The 17224-nt window shown below is 74.1% G+C and carries 11 protein-coding genes; 10 read left to right on the forward strand and 1 reads right to left on the reverse strand.

Annotation, left to right across the window (positions count from 1 at the left end):
* The first annotated feature begins 97 nt into the window (after positions 1–97).
* A complete protein-coding gene (locus tag OG223_RS52765) occupies positions 98–1924 on the forward strand; it encodes an FAD-dependent monooxygenase (protein ID WP_329240999.1) in 1827 nt (608 codons plus the stop codon).
* On the opposite strand, the gene OG223_RS52770 is transcribed toward OG223_RS52765, so the two are convergent.
* Positions 1917–2579, reverse strand: a complete 663-nt coding sequence (locus tag OG223_RS52770; RefSeq protein WP_329240996.1) for a ScbR family autoregulator-binding transcription factor — start codon at positions 2577–2579, stop codon at positions 1917–1919. The genes OG223_RS52765 and OG223_RS52770 overlap by 8 nt on opposite strands.
* A 472-nt stretch (positions 2580–3051) precedes the next feature.
* Here OG223_RS52770 and OG223_RS52775 point away from each other — a divergent pair, with 472 nt between their 5' ends.
* From OG223_RS52775 to OG223_RS52815, 9 genes are all read left to right on the forward strand, one after another.
* The gene (locus OG223_RS52775; RefSeq protein WP_329265071.1) at positions 3052–3933 is read left to right on the forward strand and encodes an NAD(P)H-binding protein; all 882 of its coding nucleotides are present in this window, start codon (positions 3052–3054) and stop codon (positions 3931–3933) included.
* A gap of 1075 nt (positions 3934–5008) precedes the next feature.
* Positions 5009–6211 (forward strand): IS110 family transposase, encoded by a 1203-nt coding sequence (locus OG223_RS52780; RefSeq protein ID WP_329240994.1) that lies wholly within the window; start codon positions 5009–5011, stop codon positions 6209–6211.
* A 702-nt stretch (positions 6212–6913) separates the two neighbouring features.
* Positions 6914–8446: an acyl-CoA carboxylase subunit beta gene (locus OG223_RS52785; protein WP_443073826.1), complete on the forward strand. Its 1533-nt coding sequence runs from the start codon at positions 6914–6916 to the stop codon at positions 8444–8446.
* A gap of 436 nt (positions 8447–8882) precedes the next feature.
* Positions 8883–9854 (forward strand): AfsR/SARP family transcriptional regulator, encoded by a 972-nt coding sequence (locus OG223_RS52790; RefSeq protein ID WP_329240991.1) that lies wholly within the window; start codon positions 8883–8885, stop codon positions 9852–9854.
* Between the two features lie 144 nt (positions 9855–9998).
* Positions 9999–12326, forward strand: a complete 2328-nt coding sequence (locus OG223_RS52795; protein ID WP_329240988.1) for a (Fe-S)-binding protein — start codon at positions 9999–10001, stop codon at positions 12324–12326.
* Positions 12327–12584: 258 nt separating this feature from the next.
* Positions 12585–13265 (forward strand): ScbR family autoregulator-binding transcription factor, encoded by a 681-nt coding sequence (locus OG223_RS52800; RefSeq protein WP_329240986.1) that lies wholly within the window; start codon positions 12585–12587, stop codon positions 13263–13265.
* Positions 13266–13852: 587 nt separating this feature from the next.
* The gene (locus OG223_RS52805; protein ID WP_200691952.1) at positions 13853–14674 is read left to right on the forward strand and encodes an AfsR/SARP family transcriptional regulator; all 822 of its coding nucleotides are present in this window, start codon (positions 13853–13855) and stop codon (positions 14672–14674) included.
* Positions 14675–15275: 601 nt separating this feature from the next.
* Complete coding sequence (locus tag OG223_RS52810; RefSeq protein ID WP_329240981.1) at positions 15276–16028, forward strand: thioesterase II family protein; 753 nt, start codon at positions 15276–15278, stop codon at positions 16026–16028.
* A gap of 75 nt (positions 16029–16103) precedes the next feature.
* Positions 16104–17084 carry an aromatase/cyclase gene (locus OG223_RS52815; protein WP_329240978.1) on the forward strand — a complete coding sequence of 327 codons (981 nt, stop codon included), beginning with the start codon at positions 16104–16106 and terminating at the stop codon, positions 17082–17084.
* Positions 17085–17224 lie beyond the last annotated feature (140 nt).

Below are 17224 nucleotides of genomic sequence, written 5' to 3' on the forward strand. Positions count from 1 at the left end.
CTCGCCGGTGTCCTCCGGTTCCGGGTTTCGGTGTTCCGTCGGCGGCGGGTGCGGTGCTGGGAGGGCGTGGTCCGGGACGAGATGGGGGAGGCCGGGGATGTCGGGTGACGTGCGGGCGCAGGTGGTGGTCGTGGGCGGGGGGCCGGTGGGGCTGCTGGTGGCGTGTGAGCTGGCGGGGTACGGGGTGCGCACGGTGGTGGTGGAGGAGCGGGGCGGGGTGTCGGCCCGGCCCAAGGCGACCACGCTGCACGCCCGGGCGGTGCAGAGCCTGGTGCGGCGAGGGCATCTGGCCGGCCTGCCCGGGGGGCGGGCGGCGCCGGCGGCGACGCGCTGCGGGTTCCATTTCGCGGGGATGCCCGGGCTGGACATGTGCGCGCCGGCCCTGGAGCCGCCGCCGGTCCTCAAGTGCGAGCAGGAGCAGTTGGAACGGCATTTCGAGATGCGGGCGCGGGCGGCCGGTGTGGTGATCCTGCGCGGCCTGCGGGTGACCGGAGTGCGCCAGGGGCCGGAGGGGGTACGGGTCACGGCCCAGGGGCGCCGGGGGGCGGTGACCTGCACGGCCCGTTACGCGGTGGGCGCGGACGGGGCGCGCAGCACGGTGCGCGAGCAGGCGGGCTTCGCCTGCCGCAGCTACCCGGCCACGGTCTCCGCGCTGGCCGGCGACGTACTCCTGGAGGAGCCCGGCGCCCTGCGCCCGGGCTGGCACCGCACCGAACGCGGCTGGATCGTCGTCAAGAACGTCACGGAGCCTCAGGCCGTCACGCAGACCGGGGCCGCTATGGAGACCGGGGCCGTCACGGGGGCCGAGGCCGTCGGGGAGGCCGGGGGCGGCGTCGCGGGGGGCGGGGGTGTGCCGTCCGGTGCGGTCCGTCTGCGGACCCTCAACTGCTCGGGTGCGCACCGCGGGCGGCAGGTGCCGCCCACCCTGGAGGAACTGCGCCGGGAGGTCGCCTGGATCACCGGGCGGGAGGTCGCGATGGGGCGGGCGCGCTGGCTGAGCCGGTTCAGCGACTTCAGCCGTATCACCCGCTCCTACCGTGCGGGGCGGATCCTGCTGGCGGGGGACGCGGCCCATGTCCACTTCCCGATCGGCGGCCAGGGCTTGAGCGCGGGTGTGCTGGACGCCCTCAACCTCGGCTGGAAACTGGCCCTGGCCGTCCGCGGCGCCGCGGCGCCGGGCCTGCTGGACACCTACGACCTGGAACGCCGCCCCGCCGCGCAGCGGGTCATCGACAACACCCGCGCCCAGCTCGCCCTGATGCGCCCGGACGCCGGCCTGGACCCGCTGCGCACCCTGTTCGGCGAGCTGCTGGCACGGGGCGGGGAGGGCGAGGGCGGGGTGCTGGCCTCGATGGTCAGCGCCCAGGACACGGTGCTGCCCGCGCGCGCCCCCGATCCCTCGCCCTGGGAGGGACGGTTCCTGCCCAACACCGAACTGGCCACCGGGCAGGGCCGCACCGACGTGATCGGCCTGCTGGCCGCCGGCCGGCCGCTGCTCCTGCTGTCCGACGCGGACGGCGGCGGCCGCTGGGAGGCGCAGGCACGGCCGTGGGCCGGGCTGCTGCGGGTGGTGCGGGTCCAGGGGCCGGCCGCCCTGCCGGGCGGGGCGGTCCTGGTGCGGCCGGACGGATACGTCGCCTGGGCGGCCGGCGCCGGCCCCCTCGCCCCCGCCCTCGGCGCCTACTTCCGCCGGGACGCCGGCCGGGAACAGGAGCAGCCGGACACCCCCGCCACCGGGACGGCCCCCGCCACCGGGAGCGGGGCGGCCGCCGGCACCGCGACGCGGCGGCGGGACACAGGTGCGGACACGGACACGGACACGGACACGGATGCGGACACGGACACGGATGCGGGTGCGGGTGCGGGTGTGGTGGCCGGAGTGGGGGCGGGGGCGGGGGATGCGGCGCCGGGCGCGGTCAGGTGAGGGGGGCCTGCCCCGGCACGCCGACCGTGTCGTGGAGCTGCTCCTGGACCCGGGCGCCCCTGGTCTCGGAGAGGTCCACCGCGGCCAGCACCGGGGGGATCACGACGGACGGCAGCACGTGCCGCAGCAGGCCGGTGACCCGGCGCGGCAGGTCCTGGTAGCCGGACAGGGACCGGGAGAGGGCCTGGATTCCGGCGAAGGCCCCCACCAGGACGCCCGCGGTCTGGGCCGGCACCACGTGCGGCAGCAGCTCGCCGCGCTCCCGCGCCTGTTCCAGCAGGCCGGTGCCGACCTCGCCCCAGCGCCGGAAGGATCCGCCGCGGTCGAGCCCCTCGGCCTGCTGGTCGAGCGCGAGCCGCGCACCGGCCCGGACCACCGGGTCGGTGCGCAGCCGGTGGGCGTGCAGGACCACGGTGTCCACCAGTTGCTGGACGGCGCACTCGGGGCCCACCGCGGGCAGCCGGCCGTCCTGCTCGCGGATCACCCCCTCCGCCAGATCCTCCTTGGAGGGGAAATGGAAGTAGAGCGCACCGCGGGTCACCCCCGCCCGGGCGAGGATCTCGCTGATCGTCGCGGCCCGGTAGCCGCGTTCCTCGAAGACCCCGGCCGCCGCGGCGAGGATCGCCTGGCGGGTGAGGATCGCCCGGTCCTGCATCGCCGCCCCCGGTCCTCCGTGTCCGACGGGCCCGAAGGCCCAATAAAAACCGTCCAGTCCGAATCTTATCGTGTCCGGCCCCGCCCCGGCAGACCGAACACCCCGCACACACCGCACCGCCCCCGGACCCCGGCCCGCCCCCGCCCGGCAGACCCGCCGGCCGGGAAACCGGAAGAAACCGGATAACGCGCGGCGAACAGCCGTAAAAAGAACCCGCGGAAAGAACCTGCGGAAAGAACCCGTGGAAGAGGACGGGACGGGCAGCGGAAGGGGCGCGGGCGCGGAGGAACGCGGGAGAAAGGAGAAAGGGGAAAAGAAATGAGGAAAGGGAGAGGGGACAAGGCGATGCGGGAGCGGATGAGGGAGAGGGAGAGACGGGCGGGGGCGGAAGGGGCGGGGGAGGGACGGGTGGTGGGGCATGGGTGAGGACGGGCGGCGGGCGCTGCCGCGGGCCGGGCGCGGCCGGGACCCGGTGGTCCTGGTGACGGGCGCGACGGGGACGGTGGGAGGGGAAGTGGTCCGCGCCCTGCCCGCGGGCCTGCGGGTGCGGGTCATGACCAGGGACCCGGCGAAGGCCGCGGGGGTCTTCCCGGGGGCGGAGACGGTCGCCGGGGACTACACCGACCCGCCGTCGCTGGCCGGGGCCCTGCACGGTGTGCGCACGGCGTTCCTGGTCACCGCCCGCGTCGACGGCGGCGACGACGCGGCCTTCGTCGCGGCCGCGGTGAAGGCCGGGGTGCGGCGGGTGGTGAAACTCTCCGCGGCGGCCGTCCTGGACCCCGGGGCCGACGACCTCCTCACCCGCCGGCAGCGCGCGAACGAGGACCTGCTGCGCGGCTGCGGCCTGCAGTGGACCCTGCTGCGCCCGCGCGCGTTCATGTCCAACTCCCTGTCCTGGGCGGCCCCCGTCCGCCGCGAGCGCACCGTCCGCGCGCTGTACGGGACCTCGCCCAACGCCTGCGTGGACCCCCGCGACATCGCCGAGGTCGCGGTACGGGCCCTGACCGAGGACGGCCACGCCGGACGCGCCTACACCCTGACCGGACCGCAGGCCCTGACCGCCGCCGGCCAGACCCGCGAGCTGGGCCGGCTGCTCGGCATCCCGCTGCGCTTTCAGGAACTGACCCCTGATCAGGCCCGCGCCGCGCTGAGCGGACGCTACCCGCCCCCGGTCGTCGAAGCCCTCCTGGCGAGCGCGGAACGCCAGCGGGCCGGCGCCAAGGCCCACGTCGAGGACACCGTCCGCACCCTGACCGGCCACCCGGCCCGCTCCTTCCGGACCTGGGCCCGGGACCACCTCGAAGCCTTCACCCCGCCCCCGGACGAACCCGGCCCCCACCCACAGACGCCGTAACACCCGCCCCCCGGACACGGAACCGGCCCCCCCGATCCGCCCCCTCCGGCAGGCCCGGGGAAGCCCGGCCCCGGCACCACGGAGTCCCGGCCCCGCGACCGCGACCTCCCCTGCCCCCGAACCTCTCTCTCCTCCCGCGGCCCCCGGGCAGGGCCTCCCACCGGACCGACACCTGCCCGGCGGGCCGACTCCCGTACCACCACGGCGATACGGCACGGCGGAGAGCAGCACACACGGCACCCCTCCCCAGCCCCGCCGCGCAGGAAAGGAGAGGGCAGTGGGAGGGGAGTCGGAGGAGGGTGGGAGGAGGCGGGGGCGCTGCGCGTGCCGGAAGGCGGGCAGCAGTCGTACGACACACAAGGCACCCGCGGCCGGAGCGGGCCGCCCGCCCGGAACGGCGCCGCACCGGACACCGAAGACACACCCACCCGGTCCGCTCCCCGACCGAACGCCCAAGAGACACCTTCCCTCCCGGGGAACAGCGGCCCACTACGGCCCCGGAGACGGCCACCGCCGTATGGGTCCGCCCGTCCGCAGCCGCGCCCCCGGCCCTGCCCTCGGGGTCTCTGCGCCGGTACCCGCCTCTGGCCTCCGCCTGCTTCCCGCCCGTGTACGGCCCCGGAAGCGGCCGCCCGCGCACGACGCCCCGCCCGCCCGCCGCGGCGTCCCCAGCCTCTCCTCGAGGTCTCCGCCCCGATTCCTGCCCTGTGCCTCCGCCTGCTTCCCGCCCGTGTACGGCCCCGGAGACGACCGCCCCCGCACCACGCCCCGCTTGTCCGCAGGAGCCCCGGTTCCCGCACCCCCAGGCTCCCCCGTTATCTTCTTCGCGGTTCCGCAATGGGACCGCTGGCCTCCGGGCCCGGCATGGCTGTTCCCCCCTGTCGAACCGATGACCTGGGGGGTGGTGCCACCGGGCCCGGGAGGCGCCGTTGGAGACGCTGATGAGAGGTCCGACTACCGCCCGGCCTGGCGCAATGCCCGGCAGTACGCGGGCGGCAGGTCTGCATAACGTGGATGCGCGCATACGACGCCAACGCCCCGGCCAGCACGCACGACATCCGTTCGGGAGGACGGCGTGAACGACAACGACGACATAGGCGTCATCCTCGGCCTGGACGTCGGCAAGAGCACCCATCACGGACACGGACTCACCCCGGCCGGCAAGAAGGTCTTCGACAAACCCCTGCCCAACACCGAGCCGAAACTGCGGGACGTCTTCGAGAAGCTGAAGGCCAAGTTCGGCACCGTCCTGGTGATCGTCGACCAGCCCGCCTCCATCGGCGCCCTGCCACTGACGGTGGCCCGGGATGCCGGCTGCAAGGTCGCCTACCTGCCGGGCCTGTCGATGCGGCGGATCGCCGATCTCTACCCGGGCGAGGCCAAAACCGACGCCCGCGACGCGGCCGTGATCGCCGACGCCGCCCGCACCCTGCCGCACACACTGCGCTCGCTGGAGGCGACCGACGAGATCACCGCCGAACTCACGGTCCTCGTCGGCTTCGACCAGGATCTGGCGGCCGAGGCCACCCGCACCTCCAACCGGATCCGCGGCCTGCTCACCCAGTTCCACCCCAGCCTCGAGCGGGTCCTGGGACCGCGTCTGGACCATCAGGCTGTGACCTGGCTGCTGGAACGCTACGGATCCCCTGCCGCTCTGCGAAAAGCCGGACGCCGCAAGCTGGTTGAGGTGATCCGGCCCAAGGCCCCCAGGATGGCCCAGCGGCTGATCGACGACGTCTTCGACGCACTCGACGAACAGACCGTCGTCGTTCCCGGCACCGGCACCCTCGACATCGTGATCCCCTCCCTGGCCCGCTCGCTCGGAGCCGTCCACGAACAACGCCGGGCCACAGAAGCCCAGATCACAGTCCTGCTGGAGGATCACCCTCTTTCGAAGGTCCTGACGTCGCTGCCCGGCGTCGGCGTCAGGACCGCCGCCACCCTGCTGGTCACCGTCGGCGACGGCACCAGTTTCCCCACCTCCGCCCACCTGGCCTCCTACGCCGGCCTCGCCCCGACCACGACGTCGTCGGGCACCTCCATCCACGGCGAACACGCGCCACGAGGCGGCAACCGGCAACTCAAACGCGCGATGTTCCTCTCCGCGTTCGCCGCCCTGCACGATCCCGCCTCCCGCACCTACTACGACAAATGCCGGGCCCGAGGGAAAACCCACACACAAGCCCTCCTCCGCCTCGCCCGCCAACGCATCAACGTCCTGTTCGCGATGCTCCGCGACGGCACCTTCTACGAACCCAGAACCCCACGCCTCGCTTGACGAAAGACATAGAGGCACCCCCCCGAGACCTCCCCGCCCCCTGCCCCGGGCTTCCGCCCCGCCCCCTGAGCACGCCACCACGACCCACGCCCGCCCCTCACCCGGAGCCGCCATCCCCTCCGGCAGTCCGCCCCCCCGGCAGTCCGCCATCCCACCCCTCCCCGGAGCACTGCCGTCTCAGGCGCACCCCGACCGGTCCTCAAGCGATCCCTCAGCGCTTCTCCAGTGGTCCGGCCGACGATGGCCGTGGGCCGCGAGGAGAGGAGTCAGGGGCCGGACCGGGGAAACGGCGGACACCGTAGGGCGGCGCGACCCGCCGGGCCCGGCGCCCGTGCCGGCCGCTCCCGCCCCGGTCACCGCCCCTCCCGCCCCCGCGGCCGGGCACCTCACAGCCCCGCCGTGCCGCCCCGCCCGCGCGGGGCGGCACGGCGGCCGCGGGACTTTGCCGCGGCCGCCCGGCACGGGGCCGTGTCCACCGCGCCCCGAGGGGCCTTGCACCCGCAGGAGAGGAAACCTCATGGACGGTTGCTTCCGCTCTCGATGGGACCGGGGCGGATCTCCTCTCCTCCTCCCGGCTGTCCCGGAAACGGACCAGGGATGACGATGACGACCGCGGCGACCACGACCCCGACGGCGACCCCGGCGGCGACGGCGGCGGCGTTCGCGCCGCTCACGGCAGGGCCGGGCGGCATGCACGCGCACGTGGCGGAGCTGCACGCGATCAGGGCCCAGGCGATGGCCGGGCCGAGCGAGAAGGCGACGGCGGCGCAGCACGCCAAGGGCAAGCTGACCGCCCGGGAACGCATCGACCTGCTGCTGGACGAGGGTTCCTTCCAGGAGGTCGAGCAGTTGCGCCGGCACCGGGCGACCGGGTTCGGGCTGGAGGCGCGCAAGCCGTACACGGACGGTGTGATCACCGGCTGGGGCACGGTCGAGGGCCGCACCGTGTTCGTGTACGCGCACGACTTCCGGATCTTCGGCGGGGCGCTGGGCGAGGCCCACGCCACGAAGATCCACAAGATCATGGACATGGCGCTGGCGGCCGGCGCCCCGCTGGTGTCGCTGAACGACGGCGCCGGCGCCCGTATCCAGGAGGGCGTCTCCGCGCTGGCCGGCTACGGCGGCATCTTCCAGCGCAACACCCGGGCCTCCGGCGTCATCCCGCAGATCTCCGTGATGCTCGGCCCGTGCGCCGGCGGCGCCGCCTACAGCCCGGCGCTGACCGACTTCGTGTTCATGGTCCGCGGGACCTCGCAGATGTTCATCACCGGCCCCGACGTCGTCAGGGCGGTCACCGGCGAGGAGATCACCCAGAACGGCCTGGGCGGCGCGGACGTCCACGCCGAGACGAGCGGCGTGTGCCACTTCGCCTACGACGACGAGGAGACCTGCCTCGCCGAGGTCCGCTACCTGCTGTCGATGCTCCCGCAGAACAACCGGGAGGCACCCCCGCGGGTGCGCACCGCCGACCCGGCCGGCCGGCGCGGCGAGATGCTGCTCAGCCACGTCCCGGCGGACGGCAGCCGCCCCTACGACATGACCGCCGTCATCGAGGAGATCGTCGACGACGGCGAGTACCTGGAGGTCCACGAGCGCTGGGCCCGCAACATCGTCTGCGCGCTGGCCCGCCTGGACGGCCAGGTCGTCGGCATCGTCGCCAACCAGCCGCAGACCCTCGCCGGCGTCCTGGACATCGGGGCCAGCGAGAAGGCCGCCCGGTTCGTGCAGTTGTGCGACGCCTTCAACATCCCGCTCGTCACCCTCCTGGACGTGCCCGGCTTCCTGCCCGGCGTCGACCAGGAGCACGGCGGCATCATCCGCCACGGCGCGAAACTCCTCTACGCCTACTGCAACGCCACCGTGCCGCGCATCTCGCTCGTCCTGCGCAAGGCCTACGGCGGTGCCTACATCGTCATGGACAGCCAGGCCACCGGCGCCGACCTCACCTACGCCTGGCCCGCCAACGAGATCGCCGTGATGGGCGCCGAGGGCGCCGCCGGCGTCATCTTCCGCCGCCGCATCGCCGAGGCCGCCGACCCCGAGGCGATGCGGCAGAAACTGGTCAAGGAGTACCGGGCCGAGCTGATGCACCCCTACTACGCCGCCGAGCGCGGCCTGGTCGACGACGTCATCGACCCCGCCGCCACCCGCGAGGTCCTCATCCGCTCCCTCGCCATGCTCCACAGCAAGCACGCCGACCTGCCCTCCCGCAAACACGGCAACCCCCCGCAGTGACCCCCGCCCCCGCCCCGCCCCCGGGGGTCCCTCCGGGCAGCACCCCCCCCGTGAACAGCACGATCGGTCTGTTTACGGCGTCCGACGGCGCCCGCGCAGCATCCGCACGGCGTCCGTGCGGCGTCCGGGAGTGCCCGCCGCAACCGTGCGACGGCCCCCTCCGGCGCGGCGGCCCGCCCCGCACCCGGCCGGCACCCCGGCCCGCCGCCCCGGCCCGGAGAACCCCGGTCCGGGAGAATCCGCAGCTCACCGACGGTCCATCGGCGGCCCGGCGCCGGATCGTCGGCGGCTCGCGGGGTACTGCCGGGGGAGTGGTGCCGGTCCGGCTGCACGATGCATCAAAACAGCGCAAGCGGTTTGGTATTGACAAACCGTCCGGACTGTTTTGTACTCGGGGTACCGGATGACGGCACACACCCACCGAGGGGGCGACGGCGTGCAGATCGACGTACTGGGCACATTGGATGTCAGGGAGAACGGGGTGTCGATCGCTCCGACCGCGCCGAAGCCGCGGCAGGTCCTGGCCCTGCTGGCACTGCACGCCGACCGGGTGGTGCCGGTGGCGGCCCTGGTCGACGAACTGTGGTCGGGCCGCCCGCCGCGCAGCGTGCGCACCACTCTGCAGACCTACGTCCTGCAACTGCGCGAACTCATCACCCTCGCCCTGCGCAGCCCCGGCCCCGACACCGGCATCGGCGCGGGCCCCGGCTTCGGCCCGGCGTCCGCCGCCCCGCCCCCCTCGTCCGGCCTGCCCGTCCCGTCCGTCCCGTCCGGTCCGTCGGCTTCGCCTGCCGGGTCCGTGCGGCGCGGTGCCAAGGACGTGCTGGCCACCGTGCCCGGCGGGTACCTGCTCGTCTCCGGCGGCGGGACCAGCGACGTGCGGGAGTTCGAACGCCTCGCGGGGCTGGGCTACCGCGCGATGGACGCCGGCGAGCACAAGGACGCCTCCCGCCTGCTGGGCGAGGCGCTCCTGCTGTGGACCGGCCCGGCCTTCGCCGGCGTGCCCGCCGGGGCCCGGCTGGAGACGGAGGCCAGGCGGCTGGAGGAGAGCCGGCTGTGCGCGCTGGACCAGCGCATCGAGGCCGACCTGCGGCTGGGCCGCCACCGCGAGCTCCTCGCCGAACTCACCGTGCTGACCAGCCGCTACGCCACCCACGAGAACCTGCACGCCCAGTTCATGCTGGCCCTGCACCGCTCCGGCCGGCGCGGCGAGGCCCTCGACGTCTACCACCGGCTGCGCACCACCCTGGTGCGGGACCTGGGCCTTGAGCCCTCGCCCCGGCTGCGCCGGCTGCAGCAGTCGATCCTGGTGGCCGCCCCCGAGACCCCGCCGCCCGCCCCGTCGCGGGCGCCCGCCGTCCTCGCGCTGCCCGCCGCCCGCGCCCGCGCCGGCGTCCGTCCCGTGTGAAGCGGCCCGCCGGCGGCGGGAGCTGCCGGCGGGCACGGTGGCGCGATTGCGGCTGCGGCGCGGCACGGGGAGTGGGTAGCCTCGGACGGAACACCTAAGTTACCGACTGGTAACCGATTTTTCGCCGGTTCGAGGAGCCCCTTCATGCAACTCGTCGCGATCATCGTGTCGCTGGCCCTGACCGGGGCCGGCTTCGCCCTGTTCGGCCGTGCCCTCTTACGGATCCTCCGCTTCGTCCGGCTGGGCCAGGACGTGCCCGCGGGCCGGCGCACCGCCGATCCCTGGCGGCGCACCGTCACGCTGGCCAGGGAGTTCGCCGCCCACACCCGGATGAACCGCTGGGGCGTCATCGGCGCGGCGCACTGGTTCGTGGCGGTCGGCTTCTACGCCCTGCTCATCACCCTCGTCAACGCCACCGGCCAGCTCTTCCGGCCGGACTGGCTGCTGCCGGTGATCGGCGAGTGGACGCCCTACAACGTCCTCGTCGAGTTCCTCGGCACGATGACCGCCCTGGGCATTCTGGTCCTGATCGCGGTCCGCCAGCTCGGCAGGCCGGGCCGGCCGGGCCGCAAGTCCCGCTTCGCGGGCTCCAGCTCCGGCCAGGCGTACTTCGTCGAGGCCGTCATCGTCATCGTGAGCGTGTGCATCGTGGTGCTGCACGCGCTGGAGGGCGCCCTGCACCACGTCGACGGCTACGAGGCCTCCTTCTTCGTCTCCTACCCGCTGGTCGCCCGGTTCCGGGAGATGGACCCCGCCACCCTGCGCAACCTCGTCTACCTCTTCGCCTGCCTGAAGATCACCACCTCCTACGTGTGGATGATCACCGTCTCGCTGAACACCGACATGGGTATCGCCTGGCACCGTTTCCTGGCGTTCCCGAACATCTGGTTCAAGCGCAACGCGACCGGTGAGACGTCCCTGGGTGCGCTGCTGCCGATGACGTCGGGCGGCGAGCCGATCGACTTCACCGACCCGGGTGACGACGACGTGTTCGGTGTCTCGCAGGTCGAGCAGTTCTCCTGGAAGGGCCTCCTGGACTTCTCCACCTGCACGGAGTGCGGGCGCTGCCAGTCGCAGTGCCCGGCCTGGAACACCGGCAAGCCGCTCTCCCCCAAGCTGCTGATCATGTCCTTGCGGGACCACGCGCACGCCAAGGCCCCCTACCTGCTCGCGGGCGGCGGCAAGTCCATGGAGGGCGAGGAGAAAGCCACCGCGGAACAGCTCGCCGGAGTCCCCGCCGCGGCCCTGGCGGAGGCCGAACGCCCGCTGGTCGGCACGGCGGAGGAGAACGGGGTCATCGACCCGGACGTCCTGTGGTCCTGCACCACCTGCGGCGCCTGCGTCGAGCAGTGCCCGGTGGACATCGAGCACGTCGACCACATCGTCGACATGCGCCGCTACCAGGTGATGATCGAGTCCGCGTTCCCCTCCGAGGCCGGCACGATGCTGAAGAACCTGGAGAAGAAGGGCAACCCCTGGGGCCTGGCGAAGAAGCAGCGCCTGGAATGGCTCAAGGAGGTCCCCTTCGACATCCCGGTCGTCGGCCGCGACATCGAGGACCTCACCGAGGTCGAGTACCTGTACTGGGTCGGCTGCGCCGGCGCCCTGGAGGACCGCGCCAAGAAGACCACGAAGGCCTTCGCGGAACTCCTCCACATCGCGGGCGTGACGTTCGCGATCATGGGCGGTGACGAGAAGTGCACCGGCGACTCGGCACGGAGGCTCGGCAACGAGCCGCTGTTCCAGGAACTGGGCATGGAGAACGTCATGGCCCTGAACACGGCGTTCGGCGAGGAACTCGACGACGACGGCAAGGTCGTCGCGGAGTCGGCGAAGCCGAAGTCGGCGAAGAAGATCGTCGCGACCTGCCCGCACTGCCTCAACACCATCGGCAACGAGTACCCGCAGCTCGGCGGCGACTACGAGGTCATCCACCACACCCAGCTCCTCCAGCACCTCGTGGATGCGGGCAGGCTGGTCCCGGTGACGCCGGTCGAGGGCATCATCACCTACCACGACCCCTGCTACCTGGGCCGCCACAACAAGATCTACACACCCCCGCGCGAGATCATCGCCAGCGTCCCGGGCCTGCGCAACGAGGAGATGCACCGCCACAGGGAACGCGGCTTCTGCTGCGGCGCCGGCGGCGCCCGCATGTGGATGGAAGAACGCATCGGCAAACGCATCAACAACGAACGCGTCGACGAAGCCCTCTCCCTGAACCCCGACATCGTCTCCACGGCCTGCCCCTTCTGCCTCGTCATGCTCACCGACTCCGTCAACGGCAAGAAGAACGACGGCACCGCCAAGGAATCCATCCAGGTCCTCGACGTCGCCCAGCTGCTCCTCGACTCCGTCAAAACCCCGGCAGGCCCGGCAGGCCCGGCAGGCATGGCAGGCATGGCCGGCATGGCCGGTCCGGGCGGTCCGGATGTCCCGGAGGGTGCCGTGGAGCCGGAGTCCGCCGTGTAGGGGTGGCGGGGGGAGTGTCCGGGGACGAGCGGGGGCCGCCTGTGGCGGCCCCCCAGCCGTTGACCAGCGATGTTCGTGCCTGCTTCGTGCCCGCATATATGAAACCGCTTATGCGGTTTGTTAGTCTGTCGGGTGCGGTTCCTGCCCCGCCGTGCCCGTGCCGGCCTGCGGCTTCGCGTGTACGGCGGCCTTCCGTGCCGGGTCTGTGCGCGGAAGGGGGCGGGGGAGGCCGACGTCCCGGTGCCCAGGAGGCAGCACATGGTCAAGCAGGAGCGGGCCGCACGCACGCGGCGTTCGCTGATCGAGGCCGCGTCCGAGGTGTTCGCCGAGGCCGGTTTCGCCCCCGCGTCGCTGGCCGCCATCAGCGCGCGGGCCGGGGTCAGCAACGGGGCGCTGCACTTCCACTTCGCCAACAAGAACATGCTCGCCGAGGCGGTCGAGGCGCAGGCCGCCGTGGCGGTGTCCGAGATCACCGGGGCGGCCGGCCGGCGGCAGGGCGAGTCCCTGCAGGCGGTGGTGGACGCCACCCACGGCCTGATGGACGCCCTGGCGCGGGATGTCGTGGTCCGCGCCGGTTTCCAGCTCGCCGGCGACAGCGCCGCACGTCCCGCCCCGTCCCCGCACGCCGGTCCGGGCCCGCGTGCGCAGTGGCAGCACTGGGTCGAGGACAGCCTGCGCCGCCTCGGGCACGGCGGCGCGCTCGCGCCGGGGGTGTCCGGGGCGGACGCCGCCCGGGTCGTCGTCGCCGCGACCGTGGGCCTGCAGGTCCTCGGCGCGGCGGACGCCTCCTGGCTGCGGCGGCACAACGTCACCCGGCTGTGGGAGGTGCTGCTGCCGCGTCTCGCCCACCGGCGGGAGCTGGGCACGCTGGTGTCCTCCGGCACCGGCCCGCCCGGCGCCGCAGCGGCCCGGGCACGGACACCGTCCACCGGGCGGTGACAGCAGAGCCGCCCCCGGCCCGCCGGGCAGGCTGGCGGAGACGGCACAACAGCCGCCCGCCGACGCCTCCGGCCGCCGGCCCTGCGCTCCCCGACCCGCCCCGGAATTCCCGGACTTCACCGCCCCGCGCACGTCGGCGGGCCGGGGGGAGCGGAGGAAGGGGGCGGGCGGTGCGGGGGAGTTGCGGGTGGCCGGCCGGCGTCCGGTGGACGGGATGTCGTCCGCGTCCCGTGCTTCTTGGCCGGCCCCGGATCCCTGGATCCCCGGACGTCGCCGCACCGTGCGCCGGCAGGCCGGGAAACGACGGAAGAAGGAAGAGGGGGCGAGCGGGCGGGCGCGGGGGAGCGGGTGCCGTCAACCGGCGTTTTACGGAGGGGATTTCAGGGATGCCGGTGCATTTGTTCCGGCGGGTTTTCCCGGGTTTCCCTCCGGCGGACCGGCCCTTCGGTGCTGCCCGCCAAAGGGGCGTTGAGGACCGCTCGAAGGCCGCTGAAGGAACCCGCGCCTCCGGTGCGGGGGCGGCTAGCGTGCAGATTCACCGACGCATTTCCGCCATCGGGAGTGCCCCACGACGAACGGAGGAAACCATGGAGATTCAGGTTCTGGGTCCGCTGTGTGCCGCCGTGAACGGGGACTCGATCGTCCCGACCGCCGGAAAACCCCGGCAGGTGCTCGCCCTGCTCGCGCTGTACCCGGGCCGCGTCGTGCCGGTGTCGACGCTGATGGAGGAGATCTGGGGGACGGAACTGCCGCAGAGCGCGGTGACCACGCTGCAGACCTACATCATGCAGCTGCGCCGCAGCCTGGGCACGGCCATGGGACCCGGCGCCCCGGGCGGCGCGAAGAACGTGCTGGCCACCCGGCACGGCGGCTACCTCCTGCAGGTGCCGCCCCAGTCCGTGGACGTGCACACCTACGAACGCCTCATCACCGAGGGCCAGGAGGCCTTCGAGCAGGGCGAGGACGACCGCGCCGCCCGCTGCTTCCGCCAGGCCCTGGCCCTGTGGCAGGGGGCGGCCCTGGTGGACGTACGCCTGGGCCCGGTGCTGGAGATCGAGGTGCTGCGGCTGGAGGAGTCACGGCTGGTGACCGTCGAGCGGCGCATCGACGCGGACCTGCGGCTGGGCCGGCACGCCGAACTCATCGCCGAACTCACCGACCTCGTCGCCCGCCACCCCCAGCACGAGGGCCTGCACGCGCAGGCGATGCTGGCCCTGTACCGCTCCGGCCGGCAGGCCTCCGCCCTCGACGTCTACCGGCGGTTACGCAGACGGCTGATAGAGGAACTCGGCGTGGAACCCACACCGCAGCTCCAGCGCCTGCACCAGGCCATGCTCGCCGTCGACCCGGAACTCGACGTGATGGCCGGCCCGCGCCGCGGCTCCACCTTCGACCGCTACGCCGCCTAGGACTTCCCGCCCCGGCACCGAGACCGGCACCGAGACCGGCACCGAGACCGGCACCGAGACCGGCACCGAGACCGGCACCGAGACCGGCACCGAGACCGGCACCGAGACCGGTGCCGAGACCGGTGCCGAGACCGGGGCAGGGGCCGGGGCAGGGCCCCCCGGGGGCAGGGCCGGGTGCCGGTTCCCCGCTCCCGCGCCCTCGGGCCGGCCGACGTAAAAACGGGGGAGACGGCGCAGACGGCGGACAGTCGGCGGAGACGGCGGGCGGATGCGATGCGCCCGGCCGGGCCCGGTCCGTGAAAGACGCCGCCACCGCCCCGCCCCCGCCCCGCCCCGCTCCGCTCCGTTGCGCCCGGCCCGGACCGGCCGCCGTTGAGGAAATCCCGTACGACGGGGGCGGGCCGGGGTCCTGTGGCCGCCCGCACCCGCAACGCCCCGCACCCCCGCACCTCGCATCCCGTGCCCCCGGCCGGGAGGGGGCCGGGCTCGGGCCGTTCTCGAGTGGGGTTCGAGGGCGTGTGGCGATGCTGGCGGTGCTCGGATTCCGCCCCGCCGCCGTGCCGCCTGCGTGGTGCCGGGAACGGGCACACAGGAGGATGCCATGCCGGACGAACCGCCAGTGCGGCTGCACTGTTTCGCACACTCCGCCGAGGGCGTCTCCGTCTTCGACCACTGGGAGGCGAGCGTGGGACCCGGCGTGCAGCCGCTCCCGGTCCTCCTGCCGGGCTGCGCCCCGCGGCGCGCCGAGCCCAGGGTGAGCACGCACCGGGCGCTGCTCGCCGACGTGCTGCCCCGTTTCACCGGCCCGCACCCGGGCCCCTACGTCCTGTACGGGCACGGGTTCGGCGCGATGCTCGCGCTCACCGTCACCCGCGCCCTGCACGAGGCGGGTCTGCCGGGCCCGGCGCTGCTGGCCGTCGGCGCCTGGCCGCCGCCGCGGCTGCCGGCCGGCCTGCCCGACGCCCGCCGGGCCACGGACGCCGAACTGCTGCACGTCCTGGGCGGCCGCGGCGCGGTGCCGGCCGGCAGCGACGAGGGGATCTGGCTGCGGGCCGTCCTGCCGGTGCTGCGCGCCGACCTGGCGCTGGCCCAGTCCCTGCACGAGGCGGTCCGCAGGCCTTGTCCGCAGGGCCCGCTCACCACCCCGGTCCTCGTCGTCGCCTCCCGGGACAACCCGCTGGCCGCGCCCCGGGCGGGGGAGGGCTGGCAGCGCTGGACCCGCGGCCCCGTCCGCTCGCGCACCGTCCCCGGCCGGCACTTCTTCGTCCGCGGCGGCCGTGAACTGCCCCGGCTGCTGGGCCGGGCCTGCCGTGTCGTACGCCGCCTCACCCCCGAGCCCGCCCCCGTCGGCTGACCCCGCCGGCCGGCCCCGGCCCCGGGGGCGGCTGCCGGAAGAGAAGAAGCGAAGAAGAGAAGAGAGGTGTCCGGGATGGCTGGTGAGCGGGACGGCGGAGCGGTCCACCGCATACAGGTGGCCGCGCCCGCCGGTGTGGTCTACGCCGTGTTGGCCGATGCGGCGCGACTGCCGCTCTACTTCGCCCCGAGCGTCCATGTGGAGCGCCTGGACGGCGACGGCGGGCGGGAACGCCTGCGGATGTGGTTCCTGGTGGGCGGCCGGCTGGAGTCGTGGACCTCGTGGCGCGATCTGGACCCGGTGGAGCGCCGTATCGAGATCCACCCGGAGGGAGGCCCCGGCTCCCCGCTGGAGCCGATGCGCGGCGTGGTCAGCATCCGCGACCGGGGCCCGCACGCCAGCGAACTGGAACTGCGCTACGGCTTCGCCGCCCGCCCGGGCCTGCCCGCCGGCGCCCTGTGGCCGGGACGGGTCGCCGACCTGAACATCCGCACCCAGCTCACCCAGTTGAAACGGTTCGCCGAACGGTGGAGCCGCCTCGACGACCTGGTGCTGTCCTGCGAGGACTCGATCCGCGTACAGGGCCCGGCGGAGCTCGCCTACGACTTCCTCTACCGGGCCGGGGACTGGCCCGAGCACGTCGCCCACATCAGCGCGGCCCGCCTGCGCGAGGAGGCGCCCGGCATCCAGCACCTGACCCTGCGCACCCCGGCCGGCGACGGCGTGCACACCAGCGAATCGGTACGGATCTGCTTCCCGCACGCGGGCCGCATCGTCCACAAGCAGACCACGCCGTCCCCGCTGCTGGCGGCCCACACCGGCGAGTGGTCCCTCACCGAGGACGAACGGGGGGCGACCCTCACCTCGCGGCAGACCGTCGTGCTGTGCGAGGAGGACATCACCGCGGTCCTGGGCGACGGCGCGAGCCTGGCCGACGCCCGCCGGCAGGTGCGGGCGGCCCTCGGCCGCGACTGCCGGCACCTGCTCACCCTGGCCAGGCAGCACGCGGACAGCGCCGTGCGCATGCTGGTGCCCCCCTCCCGCCCCGTCTGCTAGAGAACGCCTCGAGCCGGCCCCCGGCCCGCCGCCGGGCACCGGTACCGTGACACCCGCCCCGTCCTCCGCCCGTCCGCCCGTCCGGTGTGCGGCCGCGGAGGGCCGCGGCGCCTGCGCCGGGACGGCCGGCACCGTCCGGC

The organism is Streptomyces sp. NBC_01478 (assembly GCF_036227225.1).
Taxonomy (GTDB): domain Bacteria; phylum Actinomycetota; class Actinomycetes; order Streptomycetales; family Streptomycetaceae; genus Streptomyces.

What these genes read in the sequence shown, in the direction of transcription:
- OG223_RS52800 (WP_329240986.1), top strand. Translation starts at nt 12,585, where the DNA reads ATGGTCAAGCAGGAGCGGGCCGCACGCACGCGGCGTTCGCTGATCGAG.
- OG223_RS52810 (WP_329240981.1), top strand. Translation starts at nt 15,276, where the DNA reads ATGCCGGACGAACCGCCAGTGCGGCTGCACTGTTTCGCACACTCCGCC.
- OG223_RS52770 (WP_329240996.1), bottom strand. Translation starts at nt 2,579, where the DNA reads ATGCAGGACCGGGCGATCCTCACCCGCCAGGCGATCCTCGCCGCGGCG.
- OG223_RS52805 (WP_200691952.1), top strand. Translation starts at nt 13,853, where the DNA reads ATGGAGATTCAGGTTCTGGGTCCGCTGTGTGCCGCCGTGAACGGGGAC.
- OG223_RS52765 (WP_329240999.1), top strand. Translation starts at nt 98, where the DNA reads ATGTCGGGTGACGTGCGGGCGCAGGTGGTGGTCGTGGGCGGGGGGCCG.
- OG223_RS52795 (WP_329240988.1), top strand. Translation starts at nt 9,999, where the DNA reads ATGCAACTCGTCGCGATCATCGTGTCGCTGGCCCTGACCGGGGCCGGC.
- OG223_RS52815 (WP_329240978.1), top strand. Translation starts at nt 16,104, where the DNA reads ATGGCTGGTGAGCGGGACGGCGGAGCGGTCCACCGCATACAGGTGGCC.